This is a genomic window from Petroclostridium sp. X23 (genome assembly GCF_030013905.1).
GTDB lineage: Bacteria > Bacillota > Clostridia > SK-Y3 > SK-Y3 > X23.
Window position 1 is genome coordinate 3628169 of record NZ_CP124862.1, and the last position, 20456, is coordinate 3648624.

Genomic DNA, 20456 nt, shown 5'->3' on the forward strand with positions numbered 1-20456 from the left:
TTAAGACATGAAACAAGCATTGGACATTTTAAAACAGGTGAAGATGGAGTTTCAATGAGCATCATCAAAGAGCTAAAATCCATAATCACATTTGATGGGGTTCTCATCGATTATAACGATGATGAAGTTCCAAGTTATTATAAGTTTTGATTTAAGGCATAGGATATTTTATCTTAGGAGGTGTATGAATACACGCATTGTAGTTTAGGCATCAAAAGTTATAAACTAAGCATGTATTAAAAATATTATTAAAGAGGAGTGTGTGGTCCGAATGAAGAGTAAAAAGTATTTAAATTTTCTAACCAGCATTATTCTTATTGCTGGAATGATTCTAGGCAGTATCTCCGTTGGGTTTGCAGCCGATCTATCAGCCGGCGGACAGTTTGGGGATATTAACGGACACTGGGCAAAGGCTCAGATTGAAAGCGGTGTGGCAAATGGATTTATTAAAGGGTATGCCGATAGCACTTTCAAACCTGATAACAACATCACCAGAGCAGAGTTCTTTACGATGGTAAATAGAGCTTTCGGCTATACTGAGAAAGCTGATGTAGACTATTCCGACGTTTCAAAAGAAAATTGGTTCTACAGTGAAATCGCGAAAGCAAAAGCGACTGGCTATGTAGCAGGCTATACCGATGGTACAATAAAGCCTAATAATAACATCACCCGTGAAGAAGCGGCAGCCATTATTACAAGAATAATGGATTTAAGCGAAGCAAAAGATGCAAGTGTACTGAATAAATTCAGCGATTCAGTTAGATTTGCCGATTGGAGCAAAGGATATATTGGTGCGATCGCGCAAGAAGGATACATGGGTGGATATCCTGACGGAACATTCAAATCCGAAAGAAATATCACCAGAGCAGAATCAGTAAGTATGCTGAACCGTGTAGTAGGAGCTTTATATAAAACAGCAGGTACATATGGTTCCGAATCCGAAAAGACAGTGATTGAAGGAAACGTTACCATATCAACTACCGGCGTTGTTCTTAAAAACATGGAAATCAAGGGTAACTTATACCTCACCGAAGGAATCGGAGACGGTGACTTTACGATGGATAATGTTGAAGTTGCTGGTAAAACCCTTGTAAAAGGTGGCGGACCTAACAGTATTGTTGTTTTAAACTCTAAGTTAGGAATCGTTATTGTTAACACAAAGACAGGTACCGTTAGAGTAGTTGCAAAAGGAAACTCATCTGTAGGTAGAGTAGTACTTAATTCCGGTGCAAAATTGGAAGAAGACGGTGTAACCGGAGATGGGTTTGGCAATGTCGATCTTTCTTTGAATATTCCTGAAGGTGAAGAAGTAATATTTGTAGGTGATTTCGCTGAAGTTAAAGTAGCGGCACCTGGCGTGAAGGTAAATGTTGTAAGCGGGACAATTGGCAAAATGGAAATAGCGGCAGAAGCAAAAGGTGCGACAGTTGCACTGGGTGCTGGCGCAAAAGTTACAACCATGACAATTAATGCTGCTGTGGCAGTTACAGGTAAAGGTGAAATTGGAACTGCGATAGTAAACGTTAATGAAGTAACCATGGAACAGAAGCCGGATAATGTACAGAAGGGAGATAATGTGGAATTTAATCCTGGGCCTGGAACAACATCTGGCAGTGGAGGTCCTACTGGCGGTGATAGCAATAGCGGCTCTACTAAAAGTATAACAATCACTAGTATTAATGATGTCTCCGTAAGAGCAGAAGAAACGATAGATGTAACTGCTTCAGTAGAGCCTGCAGATGCAACAATTGCTGCAGAGTCTGCTGATACAGGTATAGCTACTGTTTCAGTATCTGGTAACAAGCTTACTATTACTGGTGTAAGTGCAGGTCAAACTACCATTACTGTTACTGCGACTAAGGCCGATTATACAACTGATACAGAACAGTTTACTGTTACTGTAAAAAGAGCGCTTGTAGCTGCACCGGTAGATCATACATTACCGGCATTGTTAGACGCAATTGAAGATGCGTTTAGCAGCTTGACAGATGAAGAGTGGAATAGCTTACAACAGTTACAGGCAAATCTTACTAGTTCTTCAGTAGATGAAATCGTAGCATCTATGCAGCAAGCCGGTCTAGTTGGACCATTTGAAGCGCTTATTAATGATAATATTTCGGAGCAACAGGCAAGAGTTGCGGTAAATCTTATCTTAGCGTTTGCAGACTTGGGAAGAGATAATGCAAGTGAAAGTATAAATACCATTTCAGCTAAAATTGCTGATTTAAAGGCTGCTTACAGTAATCAGGTCACAAAACTTATACAAGACGGCGTTAATCAGGAAGAAATCTATGATTATGCAATAGATGTATATGATGCGTTGCTGCAAGATCCTAATATTTCAAGTGTTAGCGATGCAGATTATGAAGAATATCTATACAATGAAGCTTTAGATGTATTAAGAAATAATTCTGAACATTCTAATCTTGAAACAGTGGTTTCTAATGCATTTGATAGAGCTTATGACTACTATGCATCTAAGCTGGGCGATCTTGCTGATTTGATTAAAGATGTGTACCAATTTGACAATTTGACTGGTGCAAAAGTAATAGACTTAAAGAAAATTGTTGAAGGTCAACAAAATGATGACATCAGTGCAATGTTAGATCTGTTAGACTTTATGCTTGATACAAGCAAACTATTCGTACAATAATTTAATAGTTATAAAGCCCTAGTCTCATTGCGAGGCTAGGGCTTTTGTGTGCGCCACGCACAGACAAGGGGACGGTTCTCATGTCTTATTCCATACATGGAGTACTTTTACGCTGCGCAAACACTTTATTCTTGAGATTATAGCTCCTTTATAATATAATGATTAAAAAAGCGTGAAGGAGAGAGTACATTGCGTGAGATTCATGTTGATGAAATCATAAATGCAGTAGAGAAACTGTGTATAAATGCGAATTACTACTTAAATAATGATATTGAATGTGGCCTTGAAAAAAGTGCTGCCCAAGAAAAGTCGCCCATTGGAAGGGACATACTGGAGAAGTTAGTTGATAATGCGAAGCTGGCTCGGGAAGCAAATATGCCCATCTGTCAGGATACGGGGATGGCGGTGGTCTTTATAGAAGTGGGACAGGATACTCATGTGACCGGCGGAAGCATCACGGAAGCAATCAATGAAGGGGTAAGAAGAGGGTATAAAGAAGGCTACCTGAGAAACTCGGTAGTAAGAGATCCTATCAACAGAGTAAATACCGGCGATAATACACCTGCCATTATCCACTATGATATGGTCCAAGGGGATAAGATAAAAATAACCGTAGCGCCCAAAGGATTTGGCAGTGAGAACATGAGCGGCTTGAAGATGTTAAAGCCTTCGGATGGCATTGAAGGGGTGAAGAACTTTATTTTGAGCACCATAGACCAGGCCGGTGCGAATCCATGTCCGCCGATGATTATAGGCGTTGGACTGGGAGGAACGATGGAAAAGGCTGCGTATCTGGCGAAAAAGGCACTGCTGCGGCCGATAGACCAGCATAATAAGGATGAATATTACAATAATTTAGAGTTAGAATTGCTGGATAGAATTAACGGGTTAGGCATCGGGCCTCAAGGATTAGGAGGAACCACTACTGCGCTTGCGGTGAATGTTGAAGTATATCCTACCCATATTGCCGGTCTGCCGGTGGCGGTAAATGTAAGCTGTCATGCAACGAGACATGCGGAAACGGCCATTTAGTGAATAATGAATAATGAATAATGAATAGTGTACAATTAATGAAAATTCATTGATGGACGAAAAATATATATTTAATCCTGTTTAAGGGCTTTATAAAGGGGTAAATATACTTATAATATAAAATATTGGACAAGTTGTCATTTTAATAAATTTTTTGGACAAATTGTTGGAAATTTAGGCTAGTACAGCAGGAATGACAAAAATCTTGTCGAATATAATATTATAAAGTTTTGTTAAGAATGATGTAATGTTACAATGTAAATTAGGTCATAATATTAACAATCGGTCTTAGCAAAACGAGTACTCTACCAGTTAACTTATATGAAGGAGCTGAGGTTATGAAGTTCATTATTACAGGAAGAAAAATTGATGTAACTGATGGATTGAGAGACAGGATTAATAAAAAACTTGGAAAGCTGGATAAGTTTTTTGATGAAGACACAGAAGTACATGTGACACTGGAAGTTGAAAAAGATAGGCAAATGGTAGAAGTAACAGTTCCGTATAAAGGAATTATTTTTAGAGCTGAAGAAGTAAATCACGATATGTATGCGTCAATTGATAAAGTAGTAGATCATTTGGAAAGACAAATCAGAAAAAATAAGACTCGATTGGAAAAGAGATTTAAGGATGACGCATTTATTATTGAAACTGTAAATGGCGGTATGCCTAATGATTATAAACCTGTAGAAGAAGAAAAAGAATTTAATGTAGTAAAAACTAAAAGATTTGCCATCAAGCCAATGGATACTGAAGAAGCAATTTTACAAATGAATTTATTAGGGCATCAGTTTTTTGTATTCTTCAATGCGGACACTGATGAAGTAAATGTGGTATATAAGAGAAAAGATGGTGATTACGGGTTAATTGAGCCTGAATTTTAATATTAAAGAAGAGTGTGGCAGCCGAGACAAATGTCTCGGCTGTTGTTTTGAAAATTATTTGTTGAATACAAGGTAGGTTAATGATAAAATGTTATAGATTAGGAGAGACTTTCATTATAGAGGTGAGAATAAATGAAGTTATTGGAAAAAATTTTCGGGAATTATAGTGATAGAGAAATAAAGCGTATAATGCCTATTGTAGATAAGATAGACAGTTTGGAACCGGATATTAAAGCATTGAATGATGATGAGTTAAAGAACAAGACCTTTGAATTCAAACAAAGATTATCCGCTGGAGAGACCCTTGATGATATATTACCCGAAGCTTTTGCGGTAGTTCGGGAAGCGTCATACAGAGTGCTTGGCATGAGACACTTTGGTGTACAGCTCATTGGAGGTATTGTTTTACACCAGGGCAGAATCTCTGAAATGAAAACAGGGGAAGGTAAAACACTGGTTGCCACATTACCCGCTTACCTTAATGCGTTGGAAGGTAAAGGCGTACACATTGTTACGGTAAATGATTATCTTGCAAAGCGTGATAGTGAATGGATGGGAAAGTTATATCATTTTCTAGGCTTATCGGTAGGGTTGGTGGTACATGGTCTGAATTCGGGCCAGAAGAAACAAGCCTATAACGCGGATATCACATATGGAACAAATAATGAATATGGATTTGATTACCTTAGAGATAATATGGTTATTTACAAGGAAGATATGGTGCAGAGAGGTCTGCACTATGCGATTGTGGATGAAGTGGATAGTATCCTCATCGATGAAGCCAGAACGCCGTTGATTATTTCCGGAGCAGGGGATAAGTCTACCGTGCTTTATCATAAAGCGAATGATTTTGTGAAAAAACTGAAAATCCATAAGATTATTGAGGCTGATGATAAAAAGCTGGATGATGATATTGAGGCAGACTATATCGTAGATGAAAAGGCGCATACGGCTACATTAACTCATAAAGGGATTAGAAAGGCTGAGCAGGCTTTTGGGATAGAGAATTTATCAGATCCCGAAAACCTTACTCTTTCACATCATATCAATCAAGCTCTTAAAGCGCATGGGATCATGAAGCTGGACAAAGATTACGTGGTAAAAGACGGAGAAGTCATTATCGTTGATGAGTTCACCGGAAGACTGATGTTCGGGAGAAGATACAGCGATGGCCTGCATCAGGCGATTGAAGCCAAAGAAGGTGTAAAAGTAGAACGAGAAAGTAAAACCTTGGCGACTATTACCTTCCAGAACTATTTCAGGATGTATACCAAGCTTTCGGGGATGACGGGTACGGCGCAGACAGAAGAAGAAGAGTTTCGTGCGATTTATAATCTTGATGTTATTGTAATGCCTACCAACAGGCCGTTGCAGAGAATGGATTTGCCTGATGTAATATATAAAAATGAACGTGGAAAATTTAATGCCGTCGTGGAGCATATTATCGAATGCCATCAGAAAGGACAGCCGGTGCTTGTAGGTACTATCACCATTGAAAAGTCTGAGGAACTCAGCCATATGCTAAAGAAAAGAGGCATTCCTCACGAGGTGCTGAACGCAAAGTATCATGAGAAGGAAGCAGAGATCGTGTCTCAGGCGGGGAAAAAGGGTGCGGTAACCATTGCCACCAACATGGCCGGTCGTGGTACTGATATCGTACTAGGGGGTAACTCTGAAGCGATGGCACGACATGAAATGAAGAAAAAGGGATATTCGGACTATCTTATTAATGAAGCAACAGGATTTGCCGATACCGATGATGCTGAAATATTGGAAGCACGTAAGGTGTTCAGGGAATTATATGATAAATTCAAACAGTTTACCAATACGGAGCGTGATGCGGTAGTAGCGGCAGGAGGATTGCAAATCGTCGGTACCGAAAGGCATGAGAGCAGAAGAATCGATAATCAGCTGCGCGGTCGTTCAGGACGTCAAGGAGATCCGGGAGCATCAAGATTCTATATCTCATTGGAAGATGACTTGATGCGGTTATTCGGATCCGAGAGAATTGCAGGCGTCGTGGAAGCGTTGGGGTTAGAAGAAGACCAGCCTATTGAGCATAAAATGCTTTCTAATGCTATTGAAAATGCGCAGAAAAAAGTTGAAGGCAGAAACTTTGATATCCGTAAGCATGTGCTGCAGTATGACGATGTCATGAATCAACAAAGAGAAGTGATTTATGGACAAAGACAAAAGGTGCTGAATGGTGAAGATTTAAAATCTGCCATCCTTAAATCATTGGATGGGATCATAGATAATATGCTTCGTTTATATACCGGTGAAAGTCCGCATCCCGACGACTGGAACTGGACGGGATTAAAAGAATATGCCGAAGGCATGTTCATGCCGGAAGGCAGCTTGGAGTATTCAAGAGAAGAATTGGAAGACCTCACAAAAGAAGATGTAAGAGAAAGATTGATGAAGATCGCTCTTGAGGCATACGAAGCCAAAGAACAAGAAGTCGGTTCCGAGAACATGAGAGAGTTGGAACGTGTCGTAATGTTGAAAGTGGTAGACCAAAAATGGATGGACCATATTGACAACATGGATCAGCTTAGACAGGGAATCGGACTAAGGGCTTACGGACAGCGTGATCCTGTTGTAGAATATAAGTTTGAAGGCTTTGACATGTTTGAAGAGATGATTAAAAATATTCAAGAGGATACGGTACGAATCATCTACCACGCGCATATTGAACGTCCGCCGGAAAGAGAACGCGTCGCCGAACCTATCGAAGCGTCGCATGGGGATGGACCTGCGCAACCTGTTGTAAAAGGGGAAAAGGTAGGAAGAAATGATCCGTGTCCTTGCGGAAGCGGGAAGAAGTATAAGAAGTGTTGCGGACAGTAAGGGCAGTTAATAGTGAATAGTGAATAGTGAATAGTGAATAATTGTGCCCGACTGCAAAGAGATTATAAGTTAACATGTTGTGCTAGTACAAAATGATATGGAACTATATAAGTTGAATTAAATAATTGGATATTGCAAGTCAACGGAACGCCACGGGGGGCGTTCCCTACGAGTTGCAAATCCGGTATGAATGGAATTTGGTGTTATATGTAGGGAACGGCCCCTGTGCCGTTCCGACTCAAATCTTTAATTCAACTTATATAGTACAAGAAATGATATTGTTATTAATGGAGTGAGGAGTAGGAGGGGGAGGATTCTCCCCACTATTTTATATAAGGAAGTGAATTTGATGTTGGAATTTGAACAGTATAGGCTAGACCTAGAGGAGATTGAAGAGCATATCAATGAAATGGGGGCTTCACTTTGACATCGCTAAAGTGAAGAATGAGATTAAAGAGCTTGAGGAGCAATCAGCGGACCCGAACTTCTGGAATGATATGGACAATTCTCAAAAGATTCTGCAAAAGACAAAAGCACTCAAAGAAAAAGTACAGAGATTCGAAAATTTACAGCAGGAGTGGGAAGACCTGACAACACTTGTAGAGTTGGCGAATGAAGAAGAAGACCTTTCAGTACTTGGTGAAGTAAGTGAAGGATTCACAAAGCTTCAGAAAGACCTGGAAGACTTGAAGTTAGAGACGCTTTTGAGCGGGCCTTATGATAAGAATAATGCTATTCTTTCTCTTCATGCCGGTGCCGGCGGTACAGAAGCACAGGATTGGGTGGAGATGCTTCTAAGGATGTATACACGGTGGGCGGAACGCAGGGGATACAGCGTAAAAACCCTGGATTATCTGGCCGGTGATGATGCCGGTGTAAAAAGTGCCACTATACTTATTCAAGGGATTAATGCATACGGATATACGAAGAGTGAAAAAGGGGTACACCGACTTGTAAGGATATCTCCTTTTGATGCTTCGGGAAGAAGACATACCTCCTTTGCATCCCTGGATGTAATGCCTGAAATCGATGATGATATTGAGATAGATATCAATCCGGAGGATTTAAAAATAGATACATACCGCGCAGGCGGTGCGGGTGGTCAGCACGTGAATAAGACGGAGTCTGCCATCAGAATTACCCATATTCCTTCCGGCGTGGTAGTGCAGTGTCAGAATGAGCGTTCTCAGCATCAGAATAAGGATATTGCGATGAAGATGCTGAAGGCAAAGCTGGTCGAAATCAAAGAAAGAGAACAAAAAGAAAAGATCGAGGATATCAAAGGCGTACAGAAAGATATTGCATGGGGAAGCCAAATAAGATCTTATGTATTTCATCCGTATAACCTTGTCAAAGATCATCGTACTAATTATGAAATGGGAAATACCGGTGCAGTGATGGATGGGGAATTGGATGGTTTTATCAATGAATATCTTAAAGCTGCAAGTTTGGGGCAACTAAACCTGAAGTAGTGAATAATGAATAGTGAACAGTGAATAGTGAATAGTGAATAGTGAATAACAGATAGCATGTGTGTAGGGGTGACCTGTGGTCATTCGGAGTAATGATCTATAGTATTCCCGGACGACCACAGGTCGAACCTACAGCAGTTGCTTTTAAGATGGAATTTATTTTTAGGTATAGTTTTTTGACATTTAACTGTTTAAAAACATATGAAAGCATGGTATTATATAATTAATTAATAAATGGAGCGAGGGAATCACTCATCACTTCCCACTCCCCACTCCCCCCACTAACGAGAAGGAGGTCTTTAACATGGCTAGTACGCAATTTGTTATCTTTAAGTTGGAAGATGAAGAATTTGGTGTTGAGATTATGAGAGTACGCGAGATCATTAAGCCGGTTCAGATTGTAAAAGTACCTAACACGCCAACGTTTATTGAAGGTATTATTAATCTTAGAGGAAGAGTTCACCCGATATTTAATTTAAGAAAAAAGTTTAAATTTGATACTAAGGCTTTTGATGATGATACTAAAATAGTAATTGTAAATGTAAATGATTCTAATGTTGGGTTTATCGTTGATCAGGTTAGTGAAATCGTACGTATAGACAATGAACAGATTGAAGACGCTCCTGGATTAGTTACGGGAGTTAACCATAAGTACATAAGTGGTGTGGGGAAAATTGAAGATAGAATGATCATACTGTTAGATTTGAATCTGGTCTTTACAGTAACAGAGCAGGAAGAGATAAAAGAATTAGCTGTTAATAGTTGATCGTTATCCACATTAGTGTTAAAAATTATAAATAAAGAATAAATAGTGAGAAATAGCCAATAATGAATGTAGAAATATTTGTTATTGGCTATTTTTATTATGAAAGGGTGAGATAATGAAAAGAAATCTTGGCATAGTAGGCATAATGGTAGATAAAAGAACAGATGCGGCTCCAAGGGTACAAGAGGTACTTACCAAATTTGGTGATAGTATCGTTGGGAGATTCGGCATTCATGATCCGGGAGAAGAACAACACGGTCTCATCACATTAAATGTAAGAGACAAGGAAGACAAGATTCATCAACTAATGGGTGAACTGACTTCTATTGAGGGAGTAGACGTAAAGAGCATGGAAATGAAGTAATAAAATAGAGAATAATTCTCACTGAATAAAACAGAGGCAGGAATTGAATCAAATTCTTTGCTTCTTTTTTTTGATAAAGTATGATATAATTTTATATTAGTGCAATATATTAAATGATTGAGGTGGATGAATGTTTGATAAACTTGCTTTCATTGAAGAAAGATATGAGGATTTAAGCAAGAAGATAAGTGACCCGGAAGTAATTGCAGACCAGGAACAGTGGAGAAAATATTGTAAAGAGCATGCAGATATAACTCCTATTGTTAATAAATATAGAGAGTATAAGGGTGTTAATGATACTCTGACTGAAGCGAAGCAATTGTTAAATGAGAAGCTGGATAAAGATTTTAAAGAAATGGTTGAATTAGAATTAGAAGAAAGCAAGGAAAAGATAGAGAAGATTAAAGAAGAGCTTAAAATTTTACTGCTTCCTAAAGATCCGAATGATGAAAAAAACGTTATTGTTGAAATCCGTGGCGGTGCCGGTGGAGAAGAGGCGGCTTTATTTGCTGCAAGTTTATTAAGAATGTACTCAAGGTATGCTGAAAGAAAAAGATGGAAGGTAGAGATGATGAATTCCAATGCTACCGACATCGGAGGATTTAAAGAAGTAGCTTTCATGATTGAAGGACAAGGAGCTTACAGCAGGTTAAAGTTCGAGAGCGGTGTACACAGAGTTCAGCGAATTCCTTCAACAGAGTCTGGTGGAAGAATCCATACGTCCACGGTTACTGTGGCAGTTCTTCCCGAGGTAGAGGATGTTGAAGTTGAAATAAATCAAAATGATCTTAGAATTGATGTGTTCAGAGCAGGAGGGCCCGGGGGACAATGTGTAAACACAACTGACTCCGCGGTAAGGGTTACGCATTTGCCAACAGGGCTGGTAGTATCTTGCCAGGATGAGAAATCCCAGCACAAAAACAAAGATAAGGCTATGAAGATCTTGCGTTCCAGACTATATGACCTGATGCAGGAGCAGCAGCATTCGGAAATTGCTCAAGCTAGGAAGAGTCAAGTAGGAACAGGCGATCGGAGTGAAAGAATCCGCACATATAACTTTCCTCAAGGAAGAGTGACTGACCATCGTATCGGACTTACACTGCACAAAATAGAAGCGGTTTTAGACGGTGATTTAGACGAATTGATCGATGCGTTAGTTACCACTCATCAAAGTGAAAAGCTCAATGCAGAGCCTGCATAATGAATGATTCGGATTACAGATTAAGAGGGGGGTCAAAATGTACGTACTTTTTATCGTTCTCAACGAGGTGGAATACTTGACTCAAATTTTAACAGAAATGAAGAGTTTAGGCTTAAGAGGAGCAACCGTTATCGACACCATGGGTTCTAAGAAGATACTAAATAGAGATATGGAAAGCATGTCTTTTCTTAATGGAATTGTGAGGGCATTAGAGGGAGACAACAGGGCAAACAAAACGGTTTTCTCTGTTATTGAAAGAAAAGAACAGGTTGAAAACGCAATGGATGCAATAGAGAAGATATTAGGCGGAAATATGAAAAAGCCTAATAAGGGAATTATGTTTGTTTTACCGGTTACACATCTAAGAGGCGGAGAATTGGAAAGACACATCGAGAGCAGAGAGAAAAAAAATATCCTGAAGAAAGAATACGAAAGCGAATACTATTAAGTAGTTAATAGTGGATAATGAGTAGTACCCAAATTGGAGTAAATGATTGAACAGTATAATTACACCAACAGATTGATTGCAAACGTCCACTATTCACTATTAATTATTAATTGCACTTCTGGGGGGATGCTTGATGTATGTGATGTTTGCTGTTATTAATGATGTAAGAAAAGTTAAACCGGTCATTAATAAGTTGAGAGAGCTGGGAATAAAAGGAGCTACTATTGTTGATACGATGGGGGGCGGCACTTACTGTGCACATTATTCAGGCCATCGGCCGGCGATCGGTTCTGCATACAGAACCATGAATGATGCAGGTACTTTTAATAAAACTATAATATCTGTGGTATATTGCGAGAAACATGTTTTAGCTGCTATGGACGCCATTGAAGAGATACTGGGAGGAAATATGAAAAAGTCCGGTTCGGGGATCATATTTACCGTACCCACTGTGGATTTCCGGGGCGGTGAGCTGGACAGATATTTAAGAGATCATAATTGTTTGTAAGCTAGGGACTTCCTATTATGCAGTGTCGTATAATGGATGAGGGGTGGTAACTTCCTTTATTGGACAGTGCTTAAATAGAGAATTCCCTATTTCTATGCTTTTTTAACGATTAGCGGGGACGTAATACACTTTATGTTTTAGCTGAATAGAAAACAAATATTAGAAAAGAAATTGGGTGATGTTTCGTGGAGGGAAAAGAAATATTATTACAGCTTGCTTTGATATATGTGTTTGCTAGAATAGGGGGATATATAAGCCATAAATTACATCAACCGGTAGTTTTAGGTGAGATGATTATGGGGATTATCATTGGGCCATCGGTGTTGGGTTTATTTCATATGAATGAAGTACTGCATGTTTTTTCAGAGCTTGGTGTAATTCTGCTAATGTTTATAGCCGGATTGGAAACAAACGTAAGTGAACTAAAGTCATCAGCCAAGTCCTTTACTGTCATTGCGCTGGGTGGTGTAATTCTTCCTTTTATATTCGGATATGCTGTGTGTTATGCTTTCGGAGTGCATAAGTTCTCAGAAGCTGCCTTTGTTGGTCTGATTCTTACGGCAACAAGTGTAAGTATTACCGTTCAGACATTGAGAGAACTGAAACAGCTCAAAAGCAAACAAGGTATGGGAATACTTGGTGCGGCGATTATTGACGATGTAATGGGAATTGTCCTGCTGGCGATACTAATGGGAATGGTTACGGGAGATAGCAATATTGGCGCTACCATTCTTAATATTGTTATATATTTTGGTGTTGTATTTGTATTTGGCTTTATATTTCAAAGGATTGTTAACAACTATGGATATACACTGAATTTGTCGGGAAGTATCACGATTATAGGGCTTATCATGTGTTTGATTTTAGCGTATTATGCTGAAAAAGCGGAAATCGCTGCAATTACAGGGGCATATTTGGCAGGTGTGATTTTATCCACTACCTCTTATAGGACGAAAATATCTCATAATATTGAGATTTCAGCGTATCTTATATTCACTCCTATTTTCTTTGTTGGGATTGGTATGAGTACAGAGATTAAAAATATTGGGGCTTCTACGCTGGCATTTGCGATGGTAGCGCTAATCACCGCAGTGTTGTCCAAAGTGATCGGTTGTGGCGCGGGTGCGAGGATGATGGGATATAAACTGAAGCAATCGCTGCAAATTGGGGTAGGAATGGTATCCAGAGGAGAAGTCGCGCTTATTGTTACATCGGTTGGACTGAAACAGGGAATTATCGAGTCACGGTTATTTACGGTAATGGTACTGGTCGTGGTCTTAACTTCCTTGGTAACACCTCCGCTGCTGAAATGGACTTTTAAAGGGGAGCCTGAAGCAGATACGGCGTTTTTTGACGCTGAGGAAGAAGATGAAGAACATGAAGGCAACCATAACAAACAAAATGCTGAATTAGCGAATATATAAAGATAAAAAATGCCGGTATAGGTTAGGCCTTATACCGGCATTTTTATTTTCTGCCAACTTTCTCCTTCTATTACCCACGATATATGAATAAAATGTTACAGGTATATTTGTGGGAGGTACACGGATCATGGAGCGTTTATGGATGATTACATTGATAGGTTTTGCCGCAGGAATGCTAGGCACCGGGATTGGCGGAATAGGGTCTTTTTTTCTTGATAGAAAAGGCAATCGATTTATGAGCTTTATTTTAGAATTTTCTGCAGGACTGATGATGGCAGTGGTATGTTTTGATTTGCTGCCGCATGCTTTTGAATTGGGGGGCTTGGAGTGGACGCTTATCGGTATTGTTTTTGGTGTTGCTGTAATTGTTTATCTGGATAATTTTATAAAAACAATGAAGTTCGGAAGAAAGTTAAAAGTGGTTAACAGTAGATTACTGCGGGTAGGAATGCTAATGATAATAGGTGTTGCATTACATAATTTTCCGGAAGGCGTAGCGATTGGTTCGGGGTTTGATGCGTCAGTAAAGCTGGGCATCAGTTTAACATTTGTCATTGCAGTACACAATATTCCGGAAGGGCTTGCGGTCGCGTTGCCTATGAAGGCTGGGGGCTTGGGAAATTTAAAAGTTTTTATATACACTTTGTGCGCGGGGATCCCTATGGGAATAGGCGCATTTATAGGGGCTGTGCTGGGTGAAATATCTCAAGAAGTAATCTCAATTTGTCTTGGATTTGCAGGAGGAGCAATGCTGTATATAGTATGCGGCGATCTGATCCCGGAATCAAAGAATATGTATAAAGGGAGATTATCGACAATAGGGAATATATTGGGTATAATATTAGGGATAATAATTTCTGTGGGAACACACTAGATAGTTAATAATTAATAGTGAATAATTAATAGTGAAGAGTGAGCAGTGAATAGTTAAAAATGGACAATGTACAATGGACAATGTACAATAAAGAGAAACGGAATACAGTGGATTGCAGGGGGCGACCTGTGGTTGTCCGCAAATACGGCAGGTTACCAATGCGGACGGCCATGCCGTCTCTTAACACTTTTAGAGATAGTCAAAAAGTCCGATTTAGCACGAAGAGGAAGTCGGACATGGGGACTGGTCTGCTGTCAGGCCTGGTTTTTGGCCGGACTGCGGCCCTGTCCCCATGTCAGATTTCCGAACGATGAAGCACTTTTTCAGCGGTTTCGGACTGTCCACATGTTTGATTTCCGAACGATTAAGCACTTTATCATGCCATTAATAAACGAATTAATTAATATTTTCATTGGAGTGAGGGTATTGAAGACTGAGATACTGAGGATAAATCCGGTGCAGCCGGAAATGGATAAGATCGAATATGCCGCGAAGGTCTTGAGGGACAATGGGACGGTCGCATTTCCAACCGAAACAGTTTATGGTTTGGGTGCGAATGCTTTAAATGAGCAAGCTGTGCATAAGATATTTCATGCAAAAGGCCGTCCGGCAGATAATCCGCTGATTATACATATTTCGGATTTGATTGAGTTGGACAAGCTGGTAGCAGGCACAACGGAAACTGTGCAAAAATTGGCATCCGCTTTCTGGCCTGGGCCGCTTACAATTATCATGAAAAAATCCGATATCATACCTAAAATTATTACGGCAGGGCTGGATACGGTGGCAGTTCGTTTTCCCTCTCATTCTGTGGCGCGTAGCCTGATAAAGGCTTCCGGATTGCCGATAGCGGCTCCTAGTGCCAATAGTTCCGGTAAGCCCAGTCCGACCATAGCGCAGCATGTAATAGATGATTTGTTGGGAAAGGTTGATATGATCATAGATGGGGGGCCGACGGAAGTAGGGTTGGAATCTACAGTGATTGATACTACGGATGAAATTCCTGTATTGTTAAGACCGGGAGGAATCACTATCGAGCAGCTCAGAAATGTTTTGGGAGAGGTGCATGTAGATACCGCTGTTACGCGAGAAATAGATAAAAGCACTATTCCGCGCTCGCCGGGAATGAAATATACACATTATGCACCAAATGCGCAAGTGATTATTATTGAAGGAAATAGACAGAAAGTAATAGAGACAATAAACCAAATGACGGAGGAGAAACGCAGTCAAGGGATGAAGGTAGGGGTGATGTCGGTTGATGAAACAGCTTCGTTATATCACGCCCATCATGTACTATCGGTGGGAAGTGAGGGGAATCCCCAATCCATTGCTGCCAATCTGTTTCATACACTGCGGAAATTTGATGAACTGGGTGTAGACATTATATATGCCCAATCAGTAAATGAGCAGGGAATAGGGATGGCTATAAGAAATAGGTTGAATAAAGCGGCGGGATATAATATTGTTAGAGTATAGTCTGTTTAAAAGAAGGGTGGAGCACATGAATAAGAAAATAAACATATTATTTGTCTGTACCGGTAATACTTGCAGGAGTAGTATGGCGCAAGTGCTTTTTGAAGAAATGGTGAAAGATCATGGGATAGAAGGAATAGAAGTGCTGTCTGCGGGAACGTCTGTGTTTTATCCTTCCGGTGCAAGTGAAAAGGCCATACAGGTGATGAGGGACAAAGGGATAGATTTGACACAGCATCGTGCTCAGCAGGTCACATGTGAAATGATAGGTCAGGCGGATCTCATTCTTACCATGACAAACAATCATAGGCAAGCACTAGTGACGATGTGTCCGGAGGCGGCAGATAAGATTTTTACATTAAAGGAATATGCATATGGGATGCGGCCTAATGATGTTGTGGATATAAGTGACCCTTTCGGACTGTCCATAGAACACTATAGTATTTGTTCGGACCAGATAGTTCAGGCATTGGAAAAGGTTGTTGAGAAGATAAAAAACGAAAATGCTTAGGAATGACGCAATAATTATTTTGTTATTCCTAAATAGAAGGAGAGTTTATGCAGATGAAAATCATGCCCATGGACGGGCAGGATATCGATAGTGTGATGGAGATAGAGCATTTGAGTTTTAGTATCCCGTGGACAAAGCATTCTTTTGAACAGGAGATTGCCGGCAATAAGCATGCGATATATGTTGTCGCAAAGTGTGATGAAAAAGTAGTTGGCTATGGAGGAATGTGGAAAGTGATAGATGAAGGCCATATTACCAATATTGCGGTGCATCCTGAATATCGGAGAATGAAAGTAGCCAGTACGATACTGGAGGCATTGATTTTAATAGCCAAAAATGAAAAGATTGAAAGCCTGACATTAGAAGTAAGAGATAGCAATATACCCGCCCAAATACTCTATACAGGATATGGTTTCAAAGTAGTAGGAAGAAGAAAAGGATATTATGCGGATAACAATGAAGATGCGTTGCTAATGACATTGGAAATATAGAGAAGAGAGAATAGGGGGAAAACAATGAAAAGCAAGAAAACTTACGAATTATCTTATGATCAGCTCAGAGACAACTTTGATGTCGAACAGTATGGATTCAATACCACAGAAGAGCTTGAGCCCCTGTACGATATTATTGGGCAGGAAAGAGCGGTGAAAGCAACAGAGTTTGGGCTGAAAATTAAAGTCAGAGGCTACAATATTTATCTATCCGGTTTAACGGGAACAGGTAAAACCAGTTATGCTGAGAACTATATCAAGAAGCTTGCGGCAGCGGAAGCTGCACCCGATGACTGGTGCTATCTTTACAATTTTGATAAACCTACCCATCCTATTGCCATCAGCCTGCCGGCAGGAATGGGGAAAGAATTTAAGAAAGATATGGAGCAATTTGTATCCATTATTAAGAATGAAATCCCTAAAGCTTTCAGCAGTGATGATTATGAAAGAGAAAAAGCTGCTATTGTAAAAGAATTTCAAAATAAAAGGAGTTTACTGGTTGAACAACTAAACGGTGATGCCGAGAAAGAGAATTTTAAAGTAAATACTACCAATGCCGGCATCTATTTTTTACCTATCATAGATGGAAAGACGCTTACAGAAGATGAGTATGCAAATCTTGATGAAAAAGAAAAGATAGCCCTTAGAGAAAGATCACAAAAGCTTCAGCTTGAAACGCTAAATATTATTAGGTCTATAAAGAATATTGAAAAAGAAGCACAAGAAAAGATCAGTGAATGGGAACATAAAATTGCGTTATATGCGGTAGGTATGCATATTAATGATTTAAGGGAAAAATATAAAGAGGTTGATAAGGTACTTTTGTATCTTGAAAAGGTACAAGAAGATATTTTGGAAAACTTAGAAGATTTCATGGAAGAAAGTGCGAGTGAAGAGCAGCAGCAGATTGTACTTGTCCCTTCTATGGCAGGAGAAGAATCAGGCCCTGAAGACAAGTATAAGGTGAATCTGATTATCGATAATAGTGAAGTCAAGGGTGCACCGGTGATAGTGGATTTTAATCCGTCTTATTATAATCTTATAGGAAGAATCGAATATGAAACCGACCATGGCTCGATGATTACCGACTATACCATGATAAAACCCGGACTGCTTCATCAGGCCAATGGAGGGTATTTGATTCTTCAGGCCGATGACATCCTCAGAAATGCTCATTCATGGGAAGCGTTGAAAAGGGCATTGCGCACAAAAAAGATTACAATAGAGAATATGCAGGAGCATTTGGGGCTCGCAGCTGTTTCTACCTTGCGTCCGGAGGCTATTTCTTTAAATATTAAGGTGCTTATGGTGGGCAGCTCCGAACTTTACCATCTGTTATTGCAGTATGATGAAGATTTCAAAAAGCTGTTTAAGATAAAAGCTGATTTCGATGAAGAGATGGAGAAAAACACCGATAATGTTTTAAAATACGCACGTTTTATCGCTTCTTTTTGTAAAAGAGAAGCCGCTCTTTCGTTTGATAAAACAGCCGTATCACGAGTAGTCCATTACAGTTCCAGGCTGGTAGATGACCACAGCAAATTAAGCACACGGTTTAACGATATCGTGGAAATATTGGCGGAATCTTCTGTGTGGGCAGCTATAGAAGGAAGCTGCTATGTGAATGAAAAGCATGTGGATAAGGCGATAAAAGAAAAAGAATTCAGATCCAATAAATATGATGAAAAGCTATTAAAGCTATTAGAAGAAGGCACCATTATGATTGATGTCACCGGAAAAGTAGTGGGGCAAATTAACGGTCTCTCGGTATTGGATTTAGGGGATTATGCCTTTGGCAAGCCTTCCAGGATTACGGCAACAACCTACATTGGCAAAAGCGGTATCGTCAATATTGAACGGGAGATAGAAATGAGCGGTACATCTCACAGCAAGGGTGTGATGATATTATCAGGATATATTGGGCAGAAATATGCGCAGGAAATGCCGCTTGCGCTCACCGCGAGTATTTGTTTTGAACAGCTTTATAGTGGTGTGGACGGGGACAGTGCTTCCAGCACCGAACTATACGCGATACTATCCAGTCTATCTGAATTGCCTATCAATCAAGGAATTGCCGTAACCGGATCTGTTAATCAGAAGGGTGAGATACAGCCTATAGGAGGAGTTAATCAGAAAATTGAAGGGTTTTTTGAGGTATGCAGACAAAAAGGTCTTACCGGTCGTCAGGGAGTAATGATCCCGCATCAGAATGTAAAAAATCTGGTGCTTAAAGACGAAGTGCTGTCGGCGATTAAAGAAGGCTTATTTCATGTTTACGCAATAAAGACCATAGATGAAGGAATCGAAATCCTTACCGGATATCCGGCAGGAGTGAAAGATAAGGATGGAAAATACCCTGAAAGATCAGTAAATTATAGAGTATATGAAAAGCTCAAAAGTTTTGCCAAACAGGTGGCGGTGTTTGGGAAAGATTAAAACAAAGGATGATAAACAAATGGAAAAGGACTGTTTAATATTAGGGATTGAGACTTCATGTGATGAGACTTCTGCTGCTGTAGTTAAAAACGGCAGGCATGTATTGTCAAATATCATCTCTTCACAGATTGACATACATCAAAAGTACGGCGGCGTTGTTCCTGAGATTGCATCCAGAAAACATGTCGAAATTATTGATGTTGTGATTCAAGATGCATTGGACAAAGCAGGGGTAACTTTTGACGATATAGATATCATTGGTGTTACGTATGGGCCCGGATTGGTAGGCGCCCTTCTTGTGGGTGTCTCCGCGGCAAAAGCCCTTGCCTTTGCGTTAAATAAGCCACTGGTAGGCGTTCATCACATTGAAGGACATATTGCGGCTAACTATTTGGAACATAGGCACTTGCAGCCGCCGTATTTATGCCTTGTTGCTTCCGGGGGGCATAGTCATATTGTACATGTTGAAGATTATAATACTTTCGAAATTGTTGGAAAAACCAGGGATGATGCGGCGGGAGAAGCATTTGATAAAGTTGCGCGTGTCATTGGATTAGGGTATCCCGGAGGACCTTTGATCGATAAGCTCGCAAAAGAAGGAAACCGGCACGCAATCAATTTCCCGCGGGTCAGCTTTGAAGACGGAAGTCTGGACTTTAGCTTTAGCGGTGTAAAGACCGCAGTGTTAAATTATATCAATAAACTGGAGCAAAAAGGAGAAGCTTATAATCAAGCGGATGTTGCCGCAAGCTTTCAAACTGCGGTAGTAGAAGTATTGGCGGATAAAACCGTAACAGCTGCCCGGAATGTTGGTGTAGCTACCATTGCGTTGGCGGGTGGTGTAGCAGCGAACAGTGCGCTTCGGCAGGTACTGACAGAAAAGTGTGAACAGGAAAATATGAAGGTATATTACCCATCGCCCATACTTTGTACCGATAATGCAGCTATGATCGCGTGTGCGGCTTACTATGAGTATATATTGGGAAATCGTGCGGATATGGATTTAAATGCGATTCCGAATTTAAAATTGGGTGAGCATGCAACTGGAAATTAGAATGGAAAATAT

Annotated in this window: 17 protein-coding genes; all 17 read left to right on the plus strand. The window is 40.1% G+C overall.

Translation table 11 applies throughout. The annotated features are described in order from the left end of the window. Window positions 1–271: 271 nt before the first annotated feature. The 17 genes from QKW49_RS17030 to tsaD all read left to right on the plus strand — a co-directional run bounded on the left by QKW49_RS17030 (window position 272) and on the right by tsaD (window position 20444). A complete protein-coding gene (locus QKW49_RS17030; protein ID WP_282863860.1) occupies window positions 272–2653 on the plus strand; it encodes an S-layer homology domain-containing protein in 2382 nt (793 codons plus the stop codon). 189 nt (window positions 2654–2842) lie between these two features. Further along, a complete protein-coding gene (locus tag QKW49_RS17035; protein WP_282863861.1) occupies window positions 2843–3685 on the plus strand; it encodes a fumarate hydratase in 843 nt (280 codons plus the stop codon). A gap of 338 nt (window positions 3686–4023) precedes the next feature. Continuing rightward, window positions 4024–4569: a ribosome-associated translation inhibitor RaiA gene (gene raiA / locus QKW49_RS17040; protein WP_282863862.1), complete on the plus strand. Its 546-nt coding sequence runs from the start codon at window positions 4024–4026 to the stop codon at window positions 4567–4569. 132 nt (window positions 4570–4701) lie between these two features. Then, complete coding sequence (gene secA, locus QKW49_RS17045) at window positions 4702–7419, plus strand: preprotein translocase subunit SecA (RefSeq protein WP_282863863.1); 2718 nt, start codon at window positions 4702–4704, stop codon at window positions 7417–7419. 349 nt (window positions 7420–7768) lie between these two features. Next, window positions 7769–8891, plus strand: a protein-coding gene (gene prfB, locus QKW49_RS17050) for a peptide chain release factor 2 (RefSeq protein WP_282863864.1) whose coding sequence is annotated in 2 segments (ribosomal slippage) — window positions 7769–7843 and window positions 7845–8891 — 1122 coding nt in all. Because the reading frame shifts where the segments join, the coding sequence is not laid out codon by codon here. Window positions 8892–9195: 304 nt separating this feature from the next. Then, a complete protein-coding gene (locus tag QKW49_RS17055; RefSeq protein WP_282863865.1) occupies window positions 9196–9657 on the plus strand; it encodes a chemotaxis protein CheW in 462 nt (153 codons plus the stop codon). A 115-nt stretch (window positions 9658–9772) separates the two neighbouring features. Next, the gene (locus tag QKW49_RS17060) at window positions 9773–10021 is read left to right on the plus strand and encodes a hypothetical protein (RefSeq protein WP_282863866.1); all 249 of its coding nucleotides are present in this window, start codon (window positions 9773–9775) and stop codon (window positions 10019–10021) included. A 130-nt stretch (window positions 10022–10151) separates the two neighbouring features. After that, a complete protein-coding gene (gene prfA, locus QKW49_RS17065; protein WP_282863867.1) occupies window positions 10152–11222 on the plus strand; it encodes a peptide chain release factor 1 in 1071 nt (356 codons plus the stop codon). A gap of 37 nt (window positions 11223–11259) precedes the next feature. Beyond that, a complete protein-coding gene (locus tag QKW49_RS17070) occupies window positions 11260–11670 on the plus strand; it encodes a hypothetical protein (RefSeq protein WP_282863868.1) in 411 nt (136 codons plus the stop codon). A 133-nt stretch (window positions 11671–11803) separates the two neighbouring features. Then, window positions 11804–12178: a P-II family nitrogen regulator gene (locus QKW49_RS17075; protein WP_282863869.1), complete on the plus strand. Its 375-nt coding sequence runs from the start codon at window positions 11804–11806 to the stop codon at window positions 12176–12178. A gap of 185 nt (window positions 12179–12363) precedes the next feature. Beyond that, window positions 12364–13602 (plus strand): cation:proton antiporter, encoded by a 1239-nt coding sequence (locus QKW49_RS17080; RefSeq protein ID WP_282863870.1) that lies wholly within the window; start codon window positions 12364–12366, stop codon window positions 13600–13602. A gap of 127 nt (window positions 13603–13729) precedes the next feature. Beyond that, window positions 13730–14476 carry a ZIP family metal transporter gene (locus QKW49_RS17085; RefSeq protein WP_282863871.1) on the plus strand — a complete coding sequence of 249 codons (747 nt, stop codon included), beginning with the start codon at window positions 13730–13732 and terminating at the stop codon, window positions 14474–14476. Between the two features lie 417 nt (window positions 14477–14893). Beyond that, window positions 14894–15955 (plus strand): L-threonylcarbamoyladenylate synthase, encoded by a 1062-nt coding sequence (locus tag QKW49_RS17090; protein WP_349239136.1) that lies wholly within the window; start codon window positions 14894–14896, stop codon window positions 15953–15955. 25 nt (window positions 15956–15980) lie between these two features. Beyond that, the gene (locus QKW49_RS17095; RefSeq protein ID WP_282863873.1) at window positions 15981–16463 is read left to right on the plus strand and encodes a low molecular weight protein arginine phosphatase; all 483 of its coding nucleotides are present in this window, start codon (window positions 15981–15983) and stop codon (window positions 16461–16463) included. Between the two features lie 47 nt (window positions 16464–16510). Continuing rightward, window positions 16511–16954, plus strand: coding sequence for a ribosomal protein S18-alanine N-acetyltransferase (gene rimI, locus QKW49_RS17100; protein WP_282863874.1), 444 nt, complete (start codon window positions 16511–16513; stop codon window positions 16952–16954). A gap of 24 nt (window positions 16955–16978) precedes the next feature. Next, window positions 16979–19390 (plus strand): ATP-binding protein, encoded by a 2412-nt coding sequence (locus QKW49_RS17105; RefSeq protein WP_282863875.1) that lies wholly within the window; start codon window positions 16979–16981, stop codon window positions 19388–19390. Between the two features lie 19 nt (window positions 19391–19409). Further along, window positions 19410–20444, plus strand: coding sequence for a tRNA (adenosine(37)-N6)-threonylcarbamoyltransferase complex transferase subunit TsaD (gene tsaD / locus QKW49_RS17110; protein ID WP_282868167.1), 1035 nt, complete (start codon window positions 19410–19412; stop codon window positions 20442–20444). Window positions 20445–20456 lie beyond the last annotated feature (12 nt).

Coding starts and splice junctions, on each gene's coding strand:
- secA (WP_282863863.1), top strand. CDS start 4,702: ATGAAGTTATTGGAAAAAATTTTCGGGAATTATAGTGATAGAGAAATA.
- QKW49_RS17030 (WP_282863860.1), top strand. CDS start 272: ATGAAGAGTAAAAAGTATTTAAATTTTCTAACCAGCATTATTCTTATT.
- QKW49_RS17060 (WP_282863866.1), top strand. CDS start 9,773: ATGAAAAGAAATCTTGGCATAGTAGGCATAATGGTAGATAAAAGAACA.
- rimI (WP_282863874.1), top strand. CDS start 16,511: ATGCAGATGAAAATCATGCCCATGGACGGGCAGGATATCGATAGTGTG.
- QKW49_RS17095 (WP_282863873.1), top strand. CDS start 15,981: ATGAATAAGAAAATAAACATATTATTTGTCTGTACCGGTAATACTTGC.
- prfA (WP_282863867.1), top strand. CDS start 10,152: ATGTTTGATAAACTTGCTTTCATTGAAGAAAGATATGAGGATTTAAGC.
- QKW49_RS17105 (WP_282863875.1), top strand. CDS start 16,979: ATGAAAAGCAAGAAAACTTACGAATTATCTTATGATCAGCTCAGAGAC.
- tsaD (WP_282868167.1), top strand. CDS start 19,410: ATGGAAAAGGACTGTTTAATATTAGGGATTGAGACTTCATGTGATGAG.
- QKW49_RS17070 (WP_282863868.1), top strand. CDS start 11,260: ATGTACGTACTTTTTATCGTTCTCAACGAGGTGGAATACTTGACTCAA.
- raiA (WP_282863862.1), top strand. CDS start 4,024: ATGAAGTTCATTATTACAGGAAGAAAAATTGATGTAACTGATGGATTG.
- QKW49_RS17075 (WP_282863869.1), top strand. CDS start 11,804: ATGTATGTGATGTTTGCTGTTATTAATGATGTAAGAAAAGTTAAACCG.
- QKW49_RS17055 (WP_282863865.1), top strand. CDS start 9,196: ATGGCTAGTACGCAATTTGTTATCTTTAAGTTGGAAGATGAAGAATTT.
- QKW49_RS17085 (WP_282863871.1), top strand. CDS start 13,730: ATGGAGCGTTTATGGATGATTACATTGATAGGTTTTGCCGCAGGAATG.